Annotated in this window: 13 protein-coding genes; 8 read left to right on the forward strand and 5 right to left on the reverse strand. The window is 66.4% G+C overall.

Annotated elements, in window-relative coordinates:
- Positions 1–111: 111 nt before the first annotated feature.
- The 3 genes from AB4Y92_RS09100 (at position 112) to AB4Y92_RS09110 (ending at position 7869) form a co-directional block, all read left to right on the forward strand.
- Positions 112–3300 (forward strand): efflux RND transporter permease subunit, encoded by a 3189-nt coding sequence (locus tag AB4Y92_RS09100; RefSeq protein WP_441819329.1) that lies wholly within the window; start codon positions 112–114, stop codon positions 3298–3300.
- Positions 3301–3440: 140 nt separating this feature from the next.
- Positions 3441–4625, forward strand: a complete 1185-nt coding sequence (locus AB4Y92_RS09105; protein WP_441819330.1) for an efflux RND transporter periplasmic adaptor subunit — start codon at positions 3441–3443, stop codon at positions 4623–4625.
- A 7-nt stretch (positions 4626–4632) separates the two neighbouring features.
- Positions 4633–7869, forward strand: a complete 3237-nt coding sequence (locus AB4Y92_RS09110) for an efflux RND transporter permease subunit (protein WP_441819331.1) — start codon at positions 4633–4635, stop codon at positions 7867–7869.
- Positions 7870–8005: 136 nt separating this feature from the next.
- Here the strand turns inward: AB4Y92_RS09110 and AB4Y92_RS09115 are convergent, their stop codons facing one another.
- Both AB4Y92_RS09115 and AB4Y92_RS09120 read right to left on the reverse strand, forming a co-directional pair.
- Positions 8006–8785: a DeoR/GlpR family DNA-binding transcription regulator gene (locus AB4Y92_RS09115; RefSeq protein WP_441819332.1), complete on the reverse strand. Its 780-nt coding sequence runs from the start codon at positions 8783–8785 to the stop codon at positions 8006–8008.
- Positions 8786–8988: 203 nt separating this feature from the next.
- Positions 8989–10020, reverse strand: coding sequence for a hypothetical protein (locus tag AB4Y92_RS09120; protein WP_441819333.1), 1032 nt, complete (start codon positions 10018–10020; stop codon positions 8989–8991).
- A gap of 150 nt (positions 10021–10170) precedes the next feature.
- Between AB4Y92_RS09120 and AB4Y92_RS09125 the strand changes: the two genes are divergently transcribed.
- Together AB4Y92_RS09125 and AB4Y92_RS09130 are read left to right on the forward strand one after the other, a co-directional pair.
- The gene (locus AB4Y92_RS09125) at positions 10171–11049 is read left to right on the forward strand and encodes an NAD(P)-dependent oxidoreductase (protein ID WP_441819334.1); all 879 of its coding nucleotides are present in this window, start codon (positions 10171–10173) and stop codon (positions 11047–11049) included.
- 71 nt (positions 11050–11120) lie between these two features.
- On the forward strand, positions 11121–11510 hold the full coding sequence (locus AB4Y92_RS09130) for a hypothetical protein (protein ID WP_441819335.1): 390 nt from the start codon (positions 11121–11123) through the stop codon (positions 11508–11510).
- A gap of 35 nt (positions 11511–11545) precedes the next feature.
- Here AB4Y92_RS09130 and AB4Y92_RS09135 read toward each other — a convergent pair whose 3' ends face one another.
- On the reverse strand, positions 11546–11920 hold the full coding sequence (locus tag AB4Y92_RS09135; protein WP_441819336.1) for a hypothetical protein: 375 nt from the start codon (positions 11918–11920) through the stop codon (positions 11546–11548).
- Between the two features lie 315 nt (positions 11921–12235).
- On the opposite strand from AB4Y92_RS09135, the gene AB4Y92_RS09140 reads away from it, so the two are divergent.
- Together AB4Y92_RS09140 and pgm are read left to right on the forward strand one after the other, a co-directional pair.
- Positions 12236–12691, forward strand: a complete 456-nt coding sequence (locus tag AB4Y92_RS09140; RefSeq protein WP_441819337.1) for a PA2169 family four-helix-bundle protein — start codon at positions 12236–12238, stop codon at positions 12689–12691.
- A 60-nt stretch (positions 12692–12751) separates the two neighbouring features.
- Entirely contained in the window at positions 12752–14398 is a 1647-nt protein-coding gene (pgm, locus tag AB4Y92_RS09145; protein WP_441819338.1) for a phosphoglucomutase (alpha-D-glucose-1,6-bisphosphate-dependent), read from the forward strand.
- Positions 14399–14513: 115 nt separating this feature from the next.
- Here pgm and AB4Y92_RS09150 read toward each other — a convergent pair whose 3' ends face one another.
- Positions 14514–14807: a hypothetical protein gene (locus AB4Y92_RS09150; protein WP_441819339.1), complete on the reverse strand. Its 294-nt coding sequence runs from the start codon at positions 14805–14807 to the stop codon at positions 14514–14516.
- A gap of 96 nt (positions 14808–14903) precedes the next feature.
- Positions 14904–15899: a trypsin-like serine peptidase gene (locus AB4Y92_RS09155; RefSeq protein WP_441819340.1), complete on the reverse strand. Its 996-nt coding sequence runs from the start codon at positions 15897–15899 to the stop codon at positions 14904–14906.
- Positions 15900–16275: 376 nt separating this feature from the next.
- On the opposite strand from AB4Y92_RS09155, the gene AB4Y92_RS09160 reads away from it, so the two are divergent.
- Positions 16276–16443 (forward strand): hypothetical protein, encoded by a 168-nt coding sequence (locus AB4Y92_RS09160; protein ID WP_441819341.1) that lies wholly within the window; start codon positions 16276–16278, stop codon positions 16441–16443.
- Positions 16444–16616: the final 173 nt, after the last annotated feature.

Below are 16616 nucleotides of genomic sequence, written 5' to 3' on the forward strand. Positions count from 1 at the left end.
GCTCACTGGCTTCTTTCGCCGCGCCGATCGCGCGGGGCCGGCGCATCCGCGCGCCGGCTCCGCGCGCGGCGGCCGGGCGATCCACGACGCCAACCAGGTTTCGATCGTTGCATGAATATTTTCGCTCCGCTGATTCGCCGTCCCGTCGGTTTGTCGCTCCTGGGCATCGGTCTGGTGCTGGCGGGACTGTGGACCTATCTGCTGCTGGGCGTGGCGGCGTTGCCGTCGCTGGAATTTCCCGGCGTGGTGGTGATGGCGCAGATGCCCGGCGCCAGCGCGCAGACCATGGCGACCACGGTGGCCGCGCCGCTGGAGCGGCGGCTGGGGCGGATCGCCGGGCTGCAGTCGATGGAGTCGCAGATCAGCGAAGGCGCGGCGCAGATCCAGTTGTCGTTCAACTTCGGCCGCAGCGCCGACAAGGCCGCGCGCGACGTGCAGGCGGCGATCAACGACGCCGCGCCCGATCTGCCCGCGGGCATGCCGGCGCCGCCGCAGTATTTCAAGGCCAACACCGACGCGATCCCGATCCTGATGGTGGCGCTGACCTCCGACGGGCAGCCGCCGGACAAACTCTACGATCTGGCCGACACCTTGCTGAAGCCGGCGATCGCGCAGATTCCCGGCGTGGCCCAGGTGCAGGTGACCGGCGGTGCGCCGCACGCGGTGCGGGTGGAACTCGATACGGTCTCGCTGGCGGCCAAGGGCATCACCGCCAACGATGTCAGCAACGCCCTGATCGCGGCCAACGTCACCTCGCCGCAGGGCATCCTCAGCGACGGCCGCACCCAGATGACGGTCAGCGCCAACGGCGCCTTGCACGATCCGAAGGAATTCGCCGATCTGCTGATCGCGGTGCGCAACGGCGCGGCGGTGCGCCTGGGCGATGTCGCCAGCGTCGCCAGCGGCCAGCAGGACCGCTATCAGGCGGCGTGGTTCGGCGCGCAGCGGGCGGTGACGATCCAGATCGGCAAGCGCCCGCAGGCCAACGCGGTCAGCACGGTGGCGCAGATCCGCGAGCGATTGCCGGCGCTGGTGCAGGCCTTGCCGGCGAACGTGCAGGTGGTGCCGATGTTCGATCTGACCGGCACGGTGCGCTCGGGCCTGCACGAGGTCGAGATCACCCTGCTGCTGAGCATCGCCATGGTGGCCGCGGTGATGCTGGTGTTCCTGCGCCGCCTGCGCCCCACCTTGATCGCCATGCTCAGCATTCCGCTGTCGCTGGCCGGCGCCTTCATCGCCATGTGGGCGCTGGGCTATTCGCTCAACACCTTGTCGCTGGTGGCGCTGGTGCTGTGCATCGGCTTCGTCGTGGACGACGCCATCGTGGTGATCGAGAACATCGTGCGCCACATGGAACTGGGCCAGCCGCCGCTGCGCGCGGCGATGATCGCGATCCGCGAAATCGGCTTCACCATCGTCTCGATCACCTTGTCCCTGCTGGCGGTGTTCCTGCCGCTGCTGCTGGGCAACAACGAGCTGGTGGTGCTGCTGCGCGAGTTCTCCATGACCCTGGCCGCGGCGGTGATCATCTCCGCGATCGTCTCGCTGACCCTGACCCCGGCGTTGTGCGCGCGCTATCTGACGGCGCAGCCGCATGAGCCGGCGCGGGTGTCGAAGCTGGAAGCGAGCGTGGAGCGCTTCGACCGATGGCTGCACGGCGTGTACGAGCGCTCGCTGGACTGGGCCCTGCGCCATCGCCGGCTGATGCGCTGGCAGCCGTTGCTGCTGCTGGTGGCGACGGTCGGCCTGGCCCTGGCGGTGGTGGAAACCGCCGGCGGCGCGTTCATGCCGGAGGAAGACACCGGCATGCTGCAGGCCACGTTCCGCGCCGACACCAACATCTCGCCGACCTTGCTGGCCGATCGCGCGGAAGAACTGATCGCGATCATGCGGGCCGACCCGGCCATTCTGGACGTCACCACGATTCTGGGTTCCGACAGCGGCGGCGGCGCGGTCGGCAGCGGCGGCAACATGTTCGTCGATCTCAAGCCGCTGGGCACGGGCCCCGGCGAGCGCCGCGAAAGCCTGCGTCAGGTGATCGAACGCCTCAACCGCCGCTACGAAAAACTGTCCGGAATCTCGGTGGTGATCAGCCCCCTGCAATTGCTGGGCGGCGACGAAGGCCGGGGCAGCGGCGGCGGCCTGTTCTCGTTCCAACTGGTGAACGGCCTGAGCGGCGACATGCAGCCGTGGGCGTTGAAGGTCGTGCAACAGTTGCGCGCGATGAAGGAATTCCGCGATGTCGGCAGCAGCTACGAGGCGGTGGGCAAGCAGCAAATGCTGAAGGTCGATCGCGACATCGCCAGCCGCCTGGGCATCAGCATGGCCGATGTCGACTCGGCCCTGTCCAGCGCTTTCGGCCAGCGCACCGTGTCGGTGATCTATTCCGATATCAACCAGTATTGGGTGGTGCTGACGTCCTCCAACGAAGGCCGCCTCAGCGCAGACGCGCTGCTCAACACCTATGTGCGTTCCCCGGCCGGACAGATGATTCCGCTGTCGACGATGGCCAGGATCGAGCCCAACATCGCCGCGGCCAGCATCAGCCATTACAACCAGCTCGAATCGGTGAAGATCAGCTACAACCTCGCCGACGGCGTCACCCCCGACCGCAGCGCCGAGTTGATCCGGCAGGCGGTGAGCAAGGCCGGGGTGCCGGCCGGCATCCGCCTGAACCTGACCGGCGACAACCTGCGCATGGAATCGGCGCAATCCAACGGCCTGATCCTGCTGTTGGCAGCGGTGGCGGCGATGTACATCGTGCTCGGCATTCTCTACGAAAGCCTGGAGCACCCGCTGACGATCCTGTCGACCCTGCCGGCGGCGGCGGTGGGGGCGTTCCTGGCGATGTTGGTCACGCAGACGCCGGTGACGTTGATGACGATCATCGCCGTGCTGCTGCTGATCGGCATCGTCAAGAAGAACGCGATCTTGATGGTCGACTTCGCCCTGACCGCCGAGCGCGAGCGCGGCCTGAGCCCGTTGCAGGCGGTGCGCGAGGCGGCGCTGGTGCGTTTTCGTCCGATCCTGATGACGACCTTGGCGGCAATCGGCGCGGCGTTTCCGCTGGCGATCGGCTTCGGCGTGGGCGCGGAGATGCGCCAGCCGCTGGGCATCGCCATCGTCGGCGGGCTGCTGGTGTCGCAGCTGCTGACCTTGCTGAGCACGCCGGCCATTTACCTGTGGAACCACGATCGCAAGCAACGCAAGGCGGCGCGGCGCGAGAAGCGCGCGGCCAAGCGCGCGTTCAAGGCGCAGGGGCTGGCCCAGGCGCTGTTCGCACCGTTCCCAAAAGAGTGACCGCTCGCAGTTTTCGCGGCAAATACCGCAAGTTTCCGCCGGATTTCAAATCGTTGTAGCGGGACCTTGATAAACGACAGATGCGCGCCGACCGCCGCCGGCGGATGCGCCACCTGCCTCATGCATGCCAGGAGTGTTTCATGTCGCGTTTTAGCAAGATCGCGTTGATCGCCGCCGTCGTGGTCGTAATGGGAGTGGCGACGATGGGCGTGCTGCACACGTCCTCGGCCGATGCCGGCCCCGGCGCGCAGGCGGGCGCCGAGGCCGCGCCGATCCCGGTCACCGTCGAACCGGTCTCGCGCCAGGACGTGCCGGTGTACCTGCTCGCCCAGGGCACGGTGCAGGCGCGCAACAGCGTCGCGGTCAATCCGCAGGTCGGCGGACAGCAGTTGCTGAGCATCAACTTCAAGGAAGGCCAGGAAGTGAAGAAGGGCGCGCTGCTGGCGCAACTGGACCCGCGCAACGCCCAGGCCAGCTACGATCAGGCCACCGCCAAGCTGCGCCAGGATCAGGCCGCGCTGGCGACCGCGCGCAGCAATTACCAGCGCTCTTCCGATCCCAAGTACAGCCTGTACGTGTCGAAGATCGATCTGGACACCCAGCGCAATACGGTCAGCCAGAACGAGGCCCAGATCGCCGCGGATCAGGCCGCGATCCAGAACGCGAAGGTGCAGATGGACTACACCCGCATCGTCTCGCCGATCGACGGCGTCGCCGGCATCCGCGGCGTCGATCCGGGCAACGTGGTGACCACCAGCACCAACATCGTCACCATTACCCAGGTGCGGCCGATCTACGTCAGCTTCACCTTGCCCGAGCAGAACCTGGATCTGGTGCGCAGCGCCGCCGGCGGCGCTGCGGCGCTGGAAGTCGATGCGCTCGACCGCGTCGACGCGCACACCGTCGCCCAGGGCGGCACGCTCGATGTCATCGACAACACGGTGGACAGCGCCACCGGCACCTTCAAGCTGCGCTCGGTGTTCGTCAACGAACAAGGCGCGCTGTGGCCGGGGCAGTTCGTCAACGTGCGGCTGAAGCTGCGCACGGTGGCCGGCGGGCTGGTGATTCCGGCGCAGGCGGTGCAGCGCAGTCCCGACGGCGATTACGTCTATCTGCTGCAGGCCGACCAGACGGTGAAGATGCAGCCGGTCAAGCTGGCGGGCGAGGTCGGCGAGAGTCACGTGATGGTCGTCTCCGGTCTCGCCGCGGGCGCGCGCATCGTCACCGAGGGCCAGTTCCGGCTCAAGCCGGGCAGCAAGGTCAAGGCCTTGAAACCCGGCGAAGTCGCGGCGGCGCCGGCCGCTCCCATCGCCGCCGCGCACTGACCGCGCCATGGGATTGTCGACTCTCTTCATCCGCCGCCCGATCACCACCTCGCTGCTGGTGGTGGCGGTGATGCTGCTGGGCATCCTTGGCTATCGCCAGTTGCCGGTGTCGGCCTTGCCGCAGATCGACGCGCCCAGTCTGGTCGTCACCACGCAATACCCCGGCGCCAGCGCGGCGACGATGGCGGCGCTGGTGACCACGCCGCTGGAACGCAACTTCGGCCAGATCTCGGGCCTGGCGATGATGACCTCGGATTCATCCGCGGGCCTGTCCACGATCGTGCTGCAGTTCAACATGGACCGCGACATCGACGTCGCCGCCCAGGACGTGCAGGCGGCGATCAGCCAGGCCAAGGGCATCCTGCCGAGCAATCTGCCGTATCCGCCGGTGTACAACCGGGTCAATCCGGCCGACGCGCCGATCCTCACCCTCAAACTGACTTCCGACAGCCTGCCGCTGCGCGACATCAACAACTACGCCGATTCGATCCTGGCGCAGAAACTCTCGCAGGTGCAGGGCGTGGGACTGGTGTCGATCGCCGGCAACGTGCGGCCGGCGGTGCGGGTGCAGGTCAATCCGGCGCAACTGTCCAATCTGGGCCTGACCTTGGAGGACGTGCGCAGCGCGCTCACCCAGGCCAACGTAAACGCGCCCAAGGGCACGCTCAACGGCAAGACCCAGTCCTACAGCATCGGCACCAACGACCAGTTGCGCGATGCGACCGAATACAAGAACACCATCATCAGCTATCGCAACGGCGCGCCGGTGCGGCTGGCCGACGTGGCCCAGGTGATCGACGGCGTCGAGAACGACCAACTCGCCGCCTGGGCCGACGGCAAGCCGGCGGTGCTGCTGGACGTGCGCCGCCAGCCCGGCGCCAACATCGTGCAGACGGTGGAGCGCATCCAGCGGATCATGCCCGAGCTGCGCAGCGTGCTGCCGGCCGACGTGCACCTGGAGGTGTTCGCCGACCGCACCGTGACCATCCGCGCCTCGGTGAACGATGTGGAATTCACCCTGGTGCTGACCATCTGCCTGGTGGTCGGGGTGATCTTCGTGTTCCTGCGCCGCTTGTGGGCGACGCTGATCCCGTCGGTGGCGGTGCCGCTGTCGCTGCTGGGCACCTTCGGCGTCATGGCCTTCGCCGGCATGTCGCTCGACAACCTGTCGCTGATGGCGCTGACGGTGGCGACCGGATTCGTGGTCGACGATGCGATCGTCATGGTCGAGAACATCGTGCGTTACATGGAGCAGGGCAAGAGCAGCAAGGAGGCGGCGGAAATCGGCGCGAAGCAGATCGGTTTCACCGTGCTGTCGCTGACGGTGTCGCTGGTGGCGGTGTTCCTGCCGCTGCTGCTGATGCCCGGCGTCACCGGCCGTCTGTTCCACGAGTTCGCCTGGGTGCTGACCATCGCGGTGACGATCTCGATGCTGGTGTCGCTGACTCTGACGCCGATGATGTGCGCCTATCTGCTCAAGCGCGAAGCGTTGCCGGACGGCGACGACGCGCACGAGCGCGACGCCGCCGGCGGCCGCCGCACTCTGTGGACGCGCATCGTCGGTGTGTACGAACGTTCGCTGGACTGGGTGCTGGGCCATCAGCGCCTGACCATCGCGGTCGCCGCCGCCAGCGTGGCGCTGACCGTGGCGCTGTACGCGATCATCCCGAAGGGGCTGTTGCCCGAGCAGGACACCGGTTTGATCGCCGGGGTGATCCAGGCCGACCAGAACGTCGCCTTCGCGCAGATGCAGCAGCGCACCCGCGCGGTCGCCGAGGCCTTGCGCAAGCAGGAGGGCGTGGCCGGCGTGGCCGCGTTCATCGGCGCCGGCTCGGTCAATCCCACGCTCAATCAAGCGCAGCTGAGCATCGTGCTGAAGGATCGCGGCGAGCGCGACGGGTTGGACGCGTTGCTGCCGCGGCTGCAGCAGGCGGTGGCGGACATTCCCGGCGTGGCGCTGTATCTCAAGCCGGTGCAGGATTTGGCGCTCGACAGCCGCGTCGCCGCCACCGAGTACCAGTACTCGATGTCGTCGGTGAATTCCGCCGAGCTGGCCGGCTATGCCGCCCGAATGACCGAGCGCCTGCGCCAGCGGCCGGAGCTGGCCGATGTCGGCAATAATCTGGCCGCGCAGGGCAACGCGCTCGATCTGACCATCGACCGCGCCAAGGCCAGCCGCATGGGCGTGCCGATGCAGACCATCAACGACACCCTCTACGACGCGTTCGGCCAGCGCCAGATTTCGACCATCTTCACCCAGCTCAATCAGTACCGCGTGGTGATGGAAGTGGGGCCGCAGTTTCGCAGCAGCCAGGCCCTGCTCAACCAGCTGACCGTGCGCGGCAACGGCAACGGCGCGCTGACCGGCAGCAACGCCACCGAGTACGGCCAGCTCAGTTCGAGCAATTCGGCCACGCCTTCGGGCATCGGCGATACCGGCAATGTCGGCTTCCAGATCGGCGGAGGCGGCGCCATCCCGCTGGCGTCGCTGGCCAGCGCCCGCGTCACCAGCGCGCCGCTGGTGGTAAGCCATCAGCAGCAGCTGCCGGCGGTGACGCTGTCGTTCAATCTGGCGCCGGGCTATTCGCTGTCGCAGGCGGTGGAGGCCATCGCCGAGGTCGAGCGCGAGCTCAAGTTCCCGCCGCAGATACGCGGCCAGCTGATCGGCAAGGCGGCGGAGTTCTCCGCCTCGCTGTCGGATGAGATCTTGTTGCTGCTGGCGGCGGTGGTGGTGATCTACATCGTGCTGGGCGTGTTGTATGAGAGCTACATCCACCCGGTGACCATCATCTCGACCCTGCCGCCGGCCGGCGTGGGCGCGCTGCTGGCGTTGATGATGTGCGGGATGAGCCTGTCGGTGGACGGCATCGTCGGCATCGTGCTGCTGATCGGCATCGTCAAGAAGAACGCGATCATCATGATCGACTTCGCCATCGAAGCGCAGCGCACCGGCCTGAGCGCGGCCGAGGCCATCCGCCGCGCCTGCTTGCTGCGGTTCCGCCCGATCATGATGACCACCGCGGCCGCGCTGCTGGGCGCATTGCCGCTGGCGCTGGGCAACGGCATCGGCGCCGAATTGCGGCGGCCGCTGGGCGTGTCGATCGTCGGCGGTTTGCTGGTGTCGCAACTGGTGACGCTGTACACCACGCCGGTAATCTATCTGTATATGGAGCGGTTCTCCGAATGGCTGCGCTCGCGCCGGCAGGCGCGGGCGCCCGGCCAGGCGCAGCTGCTGGGCGCATGATCGCGGCCGCGCCGTCTTTTGTAGGAGGGGCTTCAGCCCCGATGCTCTTGGCTCAGATGCGGTGGATCTTCATCGCCTGAGCGAAAAGCATCGGGGCTGAAGCCCCTCCCACAATCAAAGCGATCGCAACCCCGCCTCAGGCAAGCAACAACTCAAACCCCAACTGCTGACTGGCCTGGCGGATATCCTCCGGCGCCCCGGTATCGGTGATCAGCGTGGTCAGATCGCCGACGGAAATGATGCGGTGCAGGCAGACCTTACCGAACTTGGAGCTGTCGGCGATCGCGATCACCGCCCGCGCGGCCTCGACCATCTTGCGATTGAGCATGGCCTCGGGCTCGTAGTGCGTGGTGATGCCGCGCTCCAGATCGAAACCGTCCACGCCCAGAAACAGCATGTCCACGTGCAGCGCGCCGAGCGCATCGACCGTCAGCCCGCCGTAGCAGGCCATGTTCTTGCGCCGCAATTCACCGCCCAGCATCACGATATGGATGTTGCTCTTCGGTGCCAGCGCCGACAGCACGCCGAGGTCGTTCGTGACCACGGTGATATCGATGTTGGGCATCGCCTCGGCCAACTGGACGGCGGTGCTGCCCGAATCGATGGCGATGGTGTCGCCGGCCTTGACCAGGGCCGCGGCGCGCTGGCCGATGCGGCGCTTTTCATCGAGAAACACCGTGCGCCTGGCCTCGTACTGCGGCTCGGCCTGGGCGCCGCCGACCACGCCGCTGTCGATCGCGCCGCCGTAGGCGCGCGCCATGACGCCGCGCTCGGCGAGGTAGCGCAGGTCCTTGCGCACCGTCTGCATGCTCACACCGAAACGCGAAGCCAGCGCCGCCACCTGCACGCTGCCGTGCTGGCGTACCAGCTCGCTGATCTGCAGGCGTCGCTGGCTGGTGTCGCGGCTGGCCGTCATACGGAACTCCTTCGTAAGACGAAAGTATGCAATAGTTCGTTTGCTTTCGGTATTGATATAAAACGAAACATCCGCGCGGAAAGGCGACCGCAGCTTCGTGCTGCCGTCGGTGAATTTCGTTTGGCGCTTCATCGCGCCGGCGATCTGAGATGTACGAGCAGGGGCCGTTGTTGCTCGGCGCCACCGATCCTTCAACGTGGGCGTCAGCTTCCGGTTCTGAGCGCGGCCACGCCGGCGCCGTCCCACCACCTGAGCACCCGCAAGGCGCGCAGCGTCAGCCAGCGCGACGGCCGGCCCGGGCCCTCGTCCATGTCGAACCAGACCCGGCCGCCCGGGCTCCAGTCGAGCGGCCAGGTGCCGTCGGGCGAACGCCGGCTGCGCAGATGCTCGACGGCTTCGTGCAGGCGCTGATCGGGTTCGCTGCCGGAAAGCTGCGCCGCGTCGCGGAAGTAATCCAGTGCGCGCAACACGTCGTAACGCCAGCGGTTGGGATGCAGGAACTGCAGGAAGCGCGGATCGGCCGGCTCGCCGGTGCTCAGGCGGCGGAACAGATGGCGGCGCAGCAGATACTCCTCGCCCATACGCCGCGCCTGCCGCGACTGCGCACTGCCACCGCCGGCGCGCTCGAATTCCAGCAGGCCTTCCAGGACATTGAGGGTGGTGGCGAACGAAGAGCAACGCGAACCGTTGCAGCGCTCGCAGTTCCAGCCGCCGTCGTCGAGGCGTTCGCCGAGCAGCCGCGCGACGATGGCCGAGACATCGACACCGAAATAAGCGCCGTCGGCGACGGTGCGGCCGTTGATGCATTCCTCGACTTCGCCGGCCCAAAACGGCTGGCCACCTTCGTCCCAGCGCGAATGCGCGCCGACCAGCTCGACCGTGCGCCGCGCCCGCTCGCAGGCCGGGTCCAGGCCGAACTCGCGCAACTGAGTCAAGGCAAAACAGGTCGCCGTCCACGGTTGCCCGTGCTGCTTCCATTGCTGCGAATCGAAACCGGCCGGCACGAACGCGCCGCCGTCCCATTGCCCGTCCGGGTCCTGCGCCGACAGCAGTCGCGCGCCCCAGCCCTCGTGCTCCACCTTGGCCCGTTCGGCCTGCCATGCCGATTCGGGCGCGTCGAGCAGATCGCGCATCGCCTGCCATCGGATCGCCGGGTCGGCGTCGAGCAGCCATTCGATCACCGCGTTCGAATCGGTCATTGGCGGGCCTTGCAGGTTGAACAGTGGGCGGGTCATTTAACCGCAGGAAATCCTTCGATGCGACGCACGTATTCAGCCGGCTCGCAGCGCCGAGGGTTATTCGCAACGCAGCGTGTACAAATATTCAGCCTGATCGGCGCCGGCATTAATTAAGCTTGCAAGACCGCGGCCCCATCGGAGAACAGCTTGGATACCGACATCGGCTTCATCGGCCTGGGCGTCATGGGCCGGCCCATGGCCTTGAATCTGGCCCGCGCCGGGCTGGCGCCGATCGTCTGGAATCGCTCCGAGCCGGCGCTCGAGATCCTGCGCGAGGCCGGTGCGCGCGTCGCCGCCAGCACCGACGAACTGTTCCGGCAGGCGAGCGTGGTGTTCTTGATGCTGGCCGATGAAGCGGCGATCGACACCGTGCTGGAACGCGCCGATGGCGCGGTCGGTGCCAACGTCGGCGGCCGCATCGTGGTGCACATGGGCACGACTTCGGCCGAGTACTCGCGCGCGCTGGAAGCCGATATCCGCGCCGCCGGCGGCGCATACGTCGAAGCGCCGGTGTCGGGTTCGCGCGGCCCTGCCGAACAGGGGGCATTGGTCGCGATGCTGGCCGGCGAAAGCGCGGCGGTCGAGCGGGTGCGGCCGTTGCTGGCGCCGATGTGCAGCCAGTCCTTCGTCTGCGGCGCGGTGCCCGCGGCATTGTTGATGAAGCTGTCGGTGAATCTGTTCCTGATTTCGCTGGTCACCGGCCTGGCCGAATCGGTGCACTTCGCGCAGCGGCACGGTCTCGACCTGAGCCTGTTGCAGGCCGTGCTCGACGCCGGCCCGATGGCGAGCCAGGTGTCGCGGGTCAAGCTCGGCAAACTCACTCAGGACGATTTCACCGTGCAGGCCGCGGCGCTGGACGTGCTCAAGAACAACCGCCTGATCGCCGAGGCGGCGCGCGCGGCCGGCGTGGCTTCGCCGCTACTCGATGTCTGCCATGCCCTGTTCGGCGAGACGGTGAAGCTGGGCCACGGGCAGGAGGACATGATCGCGGTGCTGCGGGCGATCGAGGCGCGCTCGGGCGTGTGAGATGCTTGCGTTCGCTCACCCCGGCCACGATGCCCGAGACTCCGACATTGAAATCCGCTTCGATCATTCTCGTGCTGCTCGTCCTCTTGCCCGGCGCGGCGTTTGCCGGCGACATCAAGCTGCAGGCGGATAAGCAGTTCGATCAATGCCTGCGGGAAACCAAGAAAGACCGCGAGCAATGCAGCTTCGGCGGCTGCGGCAACATCGTCGGCGCCTGCTACGAGCGCCAGCTCGGCGCCATTTCCGCCGCGACCGAACCGCTGACGAAACGGTTGAGCGCTGGGCGATGCGCGCAGGTGGCGGCCACGGCCGCGACCGACATCGACACGCTGGATTCCCGATTGAAATCGCTGCCGCCGCTGGACAACACCTGGAACGGCTATGAGGTCCAGGTCGAGGTGGCGCTGTTGAAGCACAAGGTCATGAGCGCCATCGCGAAAGAATGCCAGAGCAATCCCTGATCGCGCCGGCGTCATGAGCCCGCGCATCGCACGTGTCAGCGCCTGGACGATCCGCGCCGTGCCAGCCGCGTCCGGTTGGCCGAGACGGTACGCGCCACCGGCTTGAGCCCTTCGGCCAGGATGCGATCGCCGGCATGGGCGAGTCCGGTCCAGTACTGCCACGGGTTCGGCCACAGCGTCCAGGCGCTGTACGACATCGGCGCGAGCCACATCGCATTGATCATCGCCCACCAGCCTTCCATCGCGGCGCTGCCTTTCTCGGTGAACATTCGATTCCATTCGCGCTGATCGCGGCCCGATGGCGGTTGCGTGGCCAGCGCCATGTCCATCAGGCGTTGCGCCATCACGAAAGGCGACGCCTGGACGATGGTCGAAAGCTGTCGGCTGGAGCGGGTGGGCGAGGGCGACATCGGATGAACCTGTGAATGCATGCGCCGCGAGTGTGGCAGGCCGATGTTCAATCGCCGTGACGCGATCGCGCATGTATGAAGCCGCAACAACACCGCGCTGAACAGTTCAGAACTTCGTCGCCGGACTTCACGCGCACCACATCGCCGCGCACCTAAGGTCGCAGCTCCGATCGCATCGTGCGTCGCATGAACGCCGATATCGCATCGTTGTTTCGAACAACGAACAGGTCACGAGGCCTTAATGAGCCTTCGGAAATAGTCGTTTCCATCGGCGAATACGCCGCCCCATTTCGATGGCAACCTCCAGGAGTTCCAATGAACAACCAGACCAAGATTGCGCACAGCCTCAACGATCTCATCGAGATCGCCCGCGACGGCAAGGGCTTCTACGACGAAGCCGCGCAGAAGGTGAAGGACGCGGAGTTGTCCGCGCTGTTCGTACGCATCGCCGGCGTCAAGGCCGATATCGTCGATTCGCTGAGCTCGGCGGTGGTCGCGGCCGGCGGCAAGCCGGCCGAACACGGCACCTTCGTCGGCTCGATGCAGCAGTTCTACGGCAAGGTGCGGGCCACCTTGGGCGATACGCAGTACGGCTACGTGGCCGAGCTGGAAGAGTCCGAGGATCGTCTGTTGAAGGCCTTCAACGAAACGCTGGCCGATGCCGACACGCCGGCGCCGGCGCGCGCCGAAGTCGAACGCCTGCTGCCGCAGGTGCGCGAATGCCACAAGGTCATGAGCGTGCGCAAGCATGCCCTGAAGGCGGCAAGCTGAGTTCGCGAAAGGGTGAGACGCGTTGTGTCGCGCGAAACCTGAGCCTGTACCATCGGGCGTATGAGTCAGATCATCAGCCCATACGCCGGTAAAGCGGCGCCGGCATCCACGCTGGTGGATGTCGGCAAGCTGCTGTCGGCTTACGCCGATCTTCGACCCGATCCCTCGGTGCCGGCGCAGCGCATCGCGTTCGGCACTTCCGGCCATCGCGGCAGTTCGCTCGATCGCAGTTTCAACGAGTGGCATATCCTGGCGATCACTCAGGCCATCTGCGATTACCGCAAGAGCCAGGGCATCGACGGCCCGCTGTTCATCGGCCTGGACACGCATGCGCTGTCGCTGCCGGCGTTCGACAACGCGCTGGAAGTGCTGACCGCCAACGGCGTGGAGACCATGATCTCCGCCGACGGCGAGTTCACGCCGACGCCGGCGATTTCGCATGCGATCCTGGTCTACAACCGCGGCCGCAGCGCCGGCCTCGCCGACGGTATCGTCATCACGCCGTCGCACAATCCGCCCGACAGCGGCGGCTTCAAATACAACACGAGCAACGGCGGCCCGGCCGGCACCGCCATCACCCACTGGGTGCAGAACCGCGCCAACGCGCTGATCGAGGCCGGCCTGGACGGCGTCAGGCGCATGCCGCTGGCGCAGGCGCGCAAGGCCGCCAGCACGCGCGAACACGATTACCTCAACACCTATGTCGCCGATCTGGCCAGCATCATCGACTTCGATCTTATCCGCGGCGCCGGCGTGCATATGGGCGTCGATCCGCTGGGCGGCGCGGGCGTGCATTACTGGGCGCCGATCGCCGAGCGTTACCGGATCGATCTGACTGTCGTCAGCGACATGGTCGATCCGCAGTTCGCGTTCATGAGTGCGGACTGGGACGGCAAGATCCGCATGGACCCGTCGTCGAAGTACGCGATGCAGCGGCTGATCGGCCTGAAGGATCGGTACGACGTCGCCTTCGCCTGCGACACCGATCACGACCGCCACGGCGTGGTCACGCGCAGCGCCGGGTTGATGGAACCGAACCATTATCTTTCGGTGCTGATCGATTACCTGTTCCAGCACCGGCCGCATTGGGGCGAGCGCGCCGCGGTCGGCAAGACCGTGGTCACCACCGCGCTGATCGATCGCGTGGCCAGGCGCCTGGGCCGGACATTGTTCGAAGCGCCGGTGGGATTCAAATGGTTTTCCGACGGACTGCTCGACGGTTCGCTGGGATTCGGCTGCGAAGAGAGCGCCGGCGCCTCGTTGCTGCGCCGCGACGGCACGGTCTGGGCGACGGACAAGGACGGCATGGTGCCGGCGCTGCTGTCGGCGGAAATCACCGCGCGCCGTGGCGAGGACCCGGGCTCGGCGTATACGCGCTTGACCGACGAACTCGGCAAGCCCTTCGCCAGCCGCGTCGACGCGGCCGCCACGCCGGCGCAGAAAGCGAAGCTGGCCAAACTCTCGCCGGAGCAACTGCGCACCGACCGCGTCGCGGGCGAGAAGATCGAACAGGTATTGAGCACGGCGCCGGGCAACGGCGAGCCGATCGGCGGCATCAAGGTCGTGGCCGCCGGCGGCTGGTTCGCGGCGCGGCCGTCGGGCACGGAGGCGATCTACAAGATCTATGCCGAGAGCTTCAAGAGCGAAGAGCACTTGCGCACGCTGTTGCGCGAGGCGCAAGGCATCGTGGACGCGGCGTTGGAGTGATGACGAACACCGTGACGGCTTGTCGCTACGGTCGTACACGTAGCTACTAAATCGACAGCCTTCAGCGCCCTGAAGGCGCGAGGGCGAACAGGATCGAACAGATTCGGCCGCGCCGCTAACGCAACTGCCCGGTTCGGGGCATGCGGTTGAGTTCGTCGATCACCCGGCGCGGCGCGCGCAGGCGGATCTGCACCGGGAACGATTCCTGCACCACCACGTCTTTCACCACGCCGCTTTTTTCCAAAGCCATGACTTTGTCCAGCACCGGGTCGGGAGACTCCGCGCTGCCGACGATCAGCGCGCTTTCCAACGGCTCCTGATCGACGGCCGCCGGCTTGGTCGGCTGCTTGTTGTCGAGGCCGCAGGCCGCCAACAGCATCAGTATCGCGATGAAGACCGGTTTCATCATGGCCGCCTCGGTTGTTGGGCGAAGGGATGAGAACGTGGCGCACCGTCGTTCCGGTGCGCCACGCGGGCATCGACTCATATCATCGATGCGGTTCGATCAAGGATACGTGCTGATCCAGTTCTGCAGCGTGTTGTAGACCGTGCTGGTGATCCGGGTTCCGCAGTTCTGGCTGGCCGAACCGGTGGTATGGATGCCGCGGACGTTGACGCCGCCGTCGCTGGCGATGCCGCTGCCGCTGTTTCCGCCGGCGGTGTCGATGGTGTAGCACAGGCGGTAGGAGCCGCTGGTGCTGACCGGGCCGGAGTGCGTCCACATCGTGCCGAGCGGCTTGTCGCCCGGGTAACCGCTGATGGTGTGGGTGCCGCCGGAGTAGGTACCCCAACCGGAGTTGCCGCCGTGCGGCGCGGAGTTGAGCACGATCAGCGCATAGTCGTAATTGCTGTCGGCGCTGTTATGCCACGCGGTGGTGGTGACGGCGCGGGCCCAGGTGGTGGTGCCCCAGGGCTGGTAGCTGCCGTTCTGGGCGGTGGTGAAATCCAGGGCGGAATACCAGGTGCCGGCGCCGTTGGACACGCAGTGGCCGGCGGTGAGCACGTGCTTGGCCGTGATCAGCGTTCCGGTGCAACCGATGCCGATGCGGCCGATATGCCAGTACGGCGAGGCGACGGTGTTCGACACCTGCACGCGGTCGTCCGCGCCGATGACGACTTTCGGCGTGACCCGGCCGTCCTCGTAAAGGGTGGGGAAGCTCGGCGCCGTGCTGAACGAAGTGGCGGTGCGGCCGACCGCTTCCAGGTCCTTGATGGCTTTTTCGAAGATGGCGACATCTTCCGGATTCATCTTGGATTCGTACACATCGCCATTGCGCGTGACCATCACCGCGCTCAAACCGGCGGCCTTTTGTTGCGGCGTCTGCAGCCGCGCGTCTGTCGCGGCGCCGGTTTCCGGCAGCAGGCCCTTGATCAGATTGTCGCCGTGGATGAACTTGGCCTTGGCGTTCAATTTTTTGAATACAGGTTCCTTAGCTTCGGCGGCGTTCATCGCCGGAACGCCGATCAGCAACACCAGACTCAACGCGAGTAGATTTTTCATAACAAGCTCCATGTTGGGGGATAGTCCTTAGGGCAAACGATCGGGAACCTGCATTGCGGGTTTCCCGGCTCGACCGCTGCGGCCCGAGTCCGCACCGGTCTTTGGCGAAACAGCACGTGCGTGTGCGTTGCGCCGGTACAGCCATCCGTGGCCGCGTTGGCGGCGCGTTTTCAGGCGCGCCGTCGTTCCTTATGTCGGCTTCGTCTTCGATCGGACGTGCGGCTCGCGAGCGCGACGCCGAAGAATGGGCACGGCAAGTCCGATCGAAAGATCAGGGGCGAGGATCGCCGCGAATCGTTGGTGTGCGCATGCATCGATGCGCGTGGACAACCTCCATGTCCGCAGAAAAAGTTTCTCCAGAAACGTTTACGCATGCATGAGCACGATCGGCAAGCGCCGATTCCGCAGGCAGAAATACGCCATTAACTTCGCCTGCGACGTGATGCGCACCGCAGATGCTCAAACATTAAAGACGCGATCGCCGCGGATGTCCGGCCAATCGTTCGCGGCCGCTGAGCGTGTAAACGCGGCCGTGACCGCCTGAGTCGCGCCCGCGAGCGCAGATGCGCACGATGGTGCGCGACTTGTAGTAGCGGTTCCGAAGTCGTTGTCGTCGACGGGGAAGGGTGCCGATACCTGTATGCATAACGGCGCGCAGCGCTCGATGGCGGCGCCGCGCCGCGCGTGCTGTCGTGCAACACGGCATGAGCCGATGCC

Origin of the sequence: Lysobacter sp. TAB13, assembly GCF_052113885.1 — a bacterium.
GTDB lineage: Bacteria > Pseudomonadota > Gammaproteobacteria > Xanthomonadales > Xanthomonadaceae > Lysobacter > Lysobacter gummosus.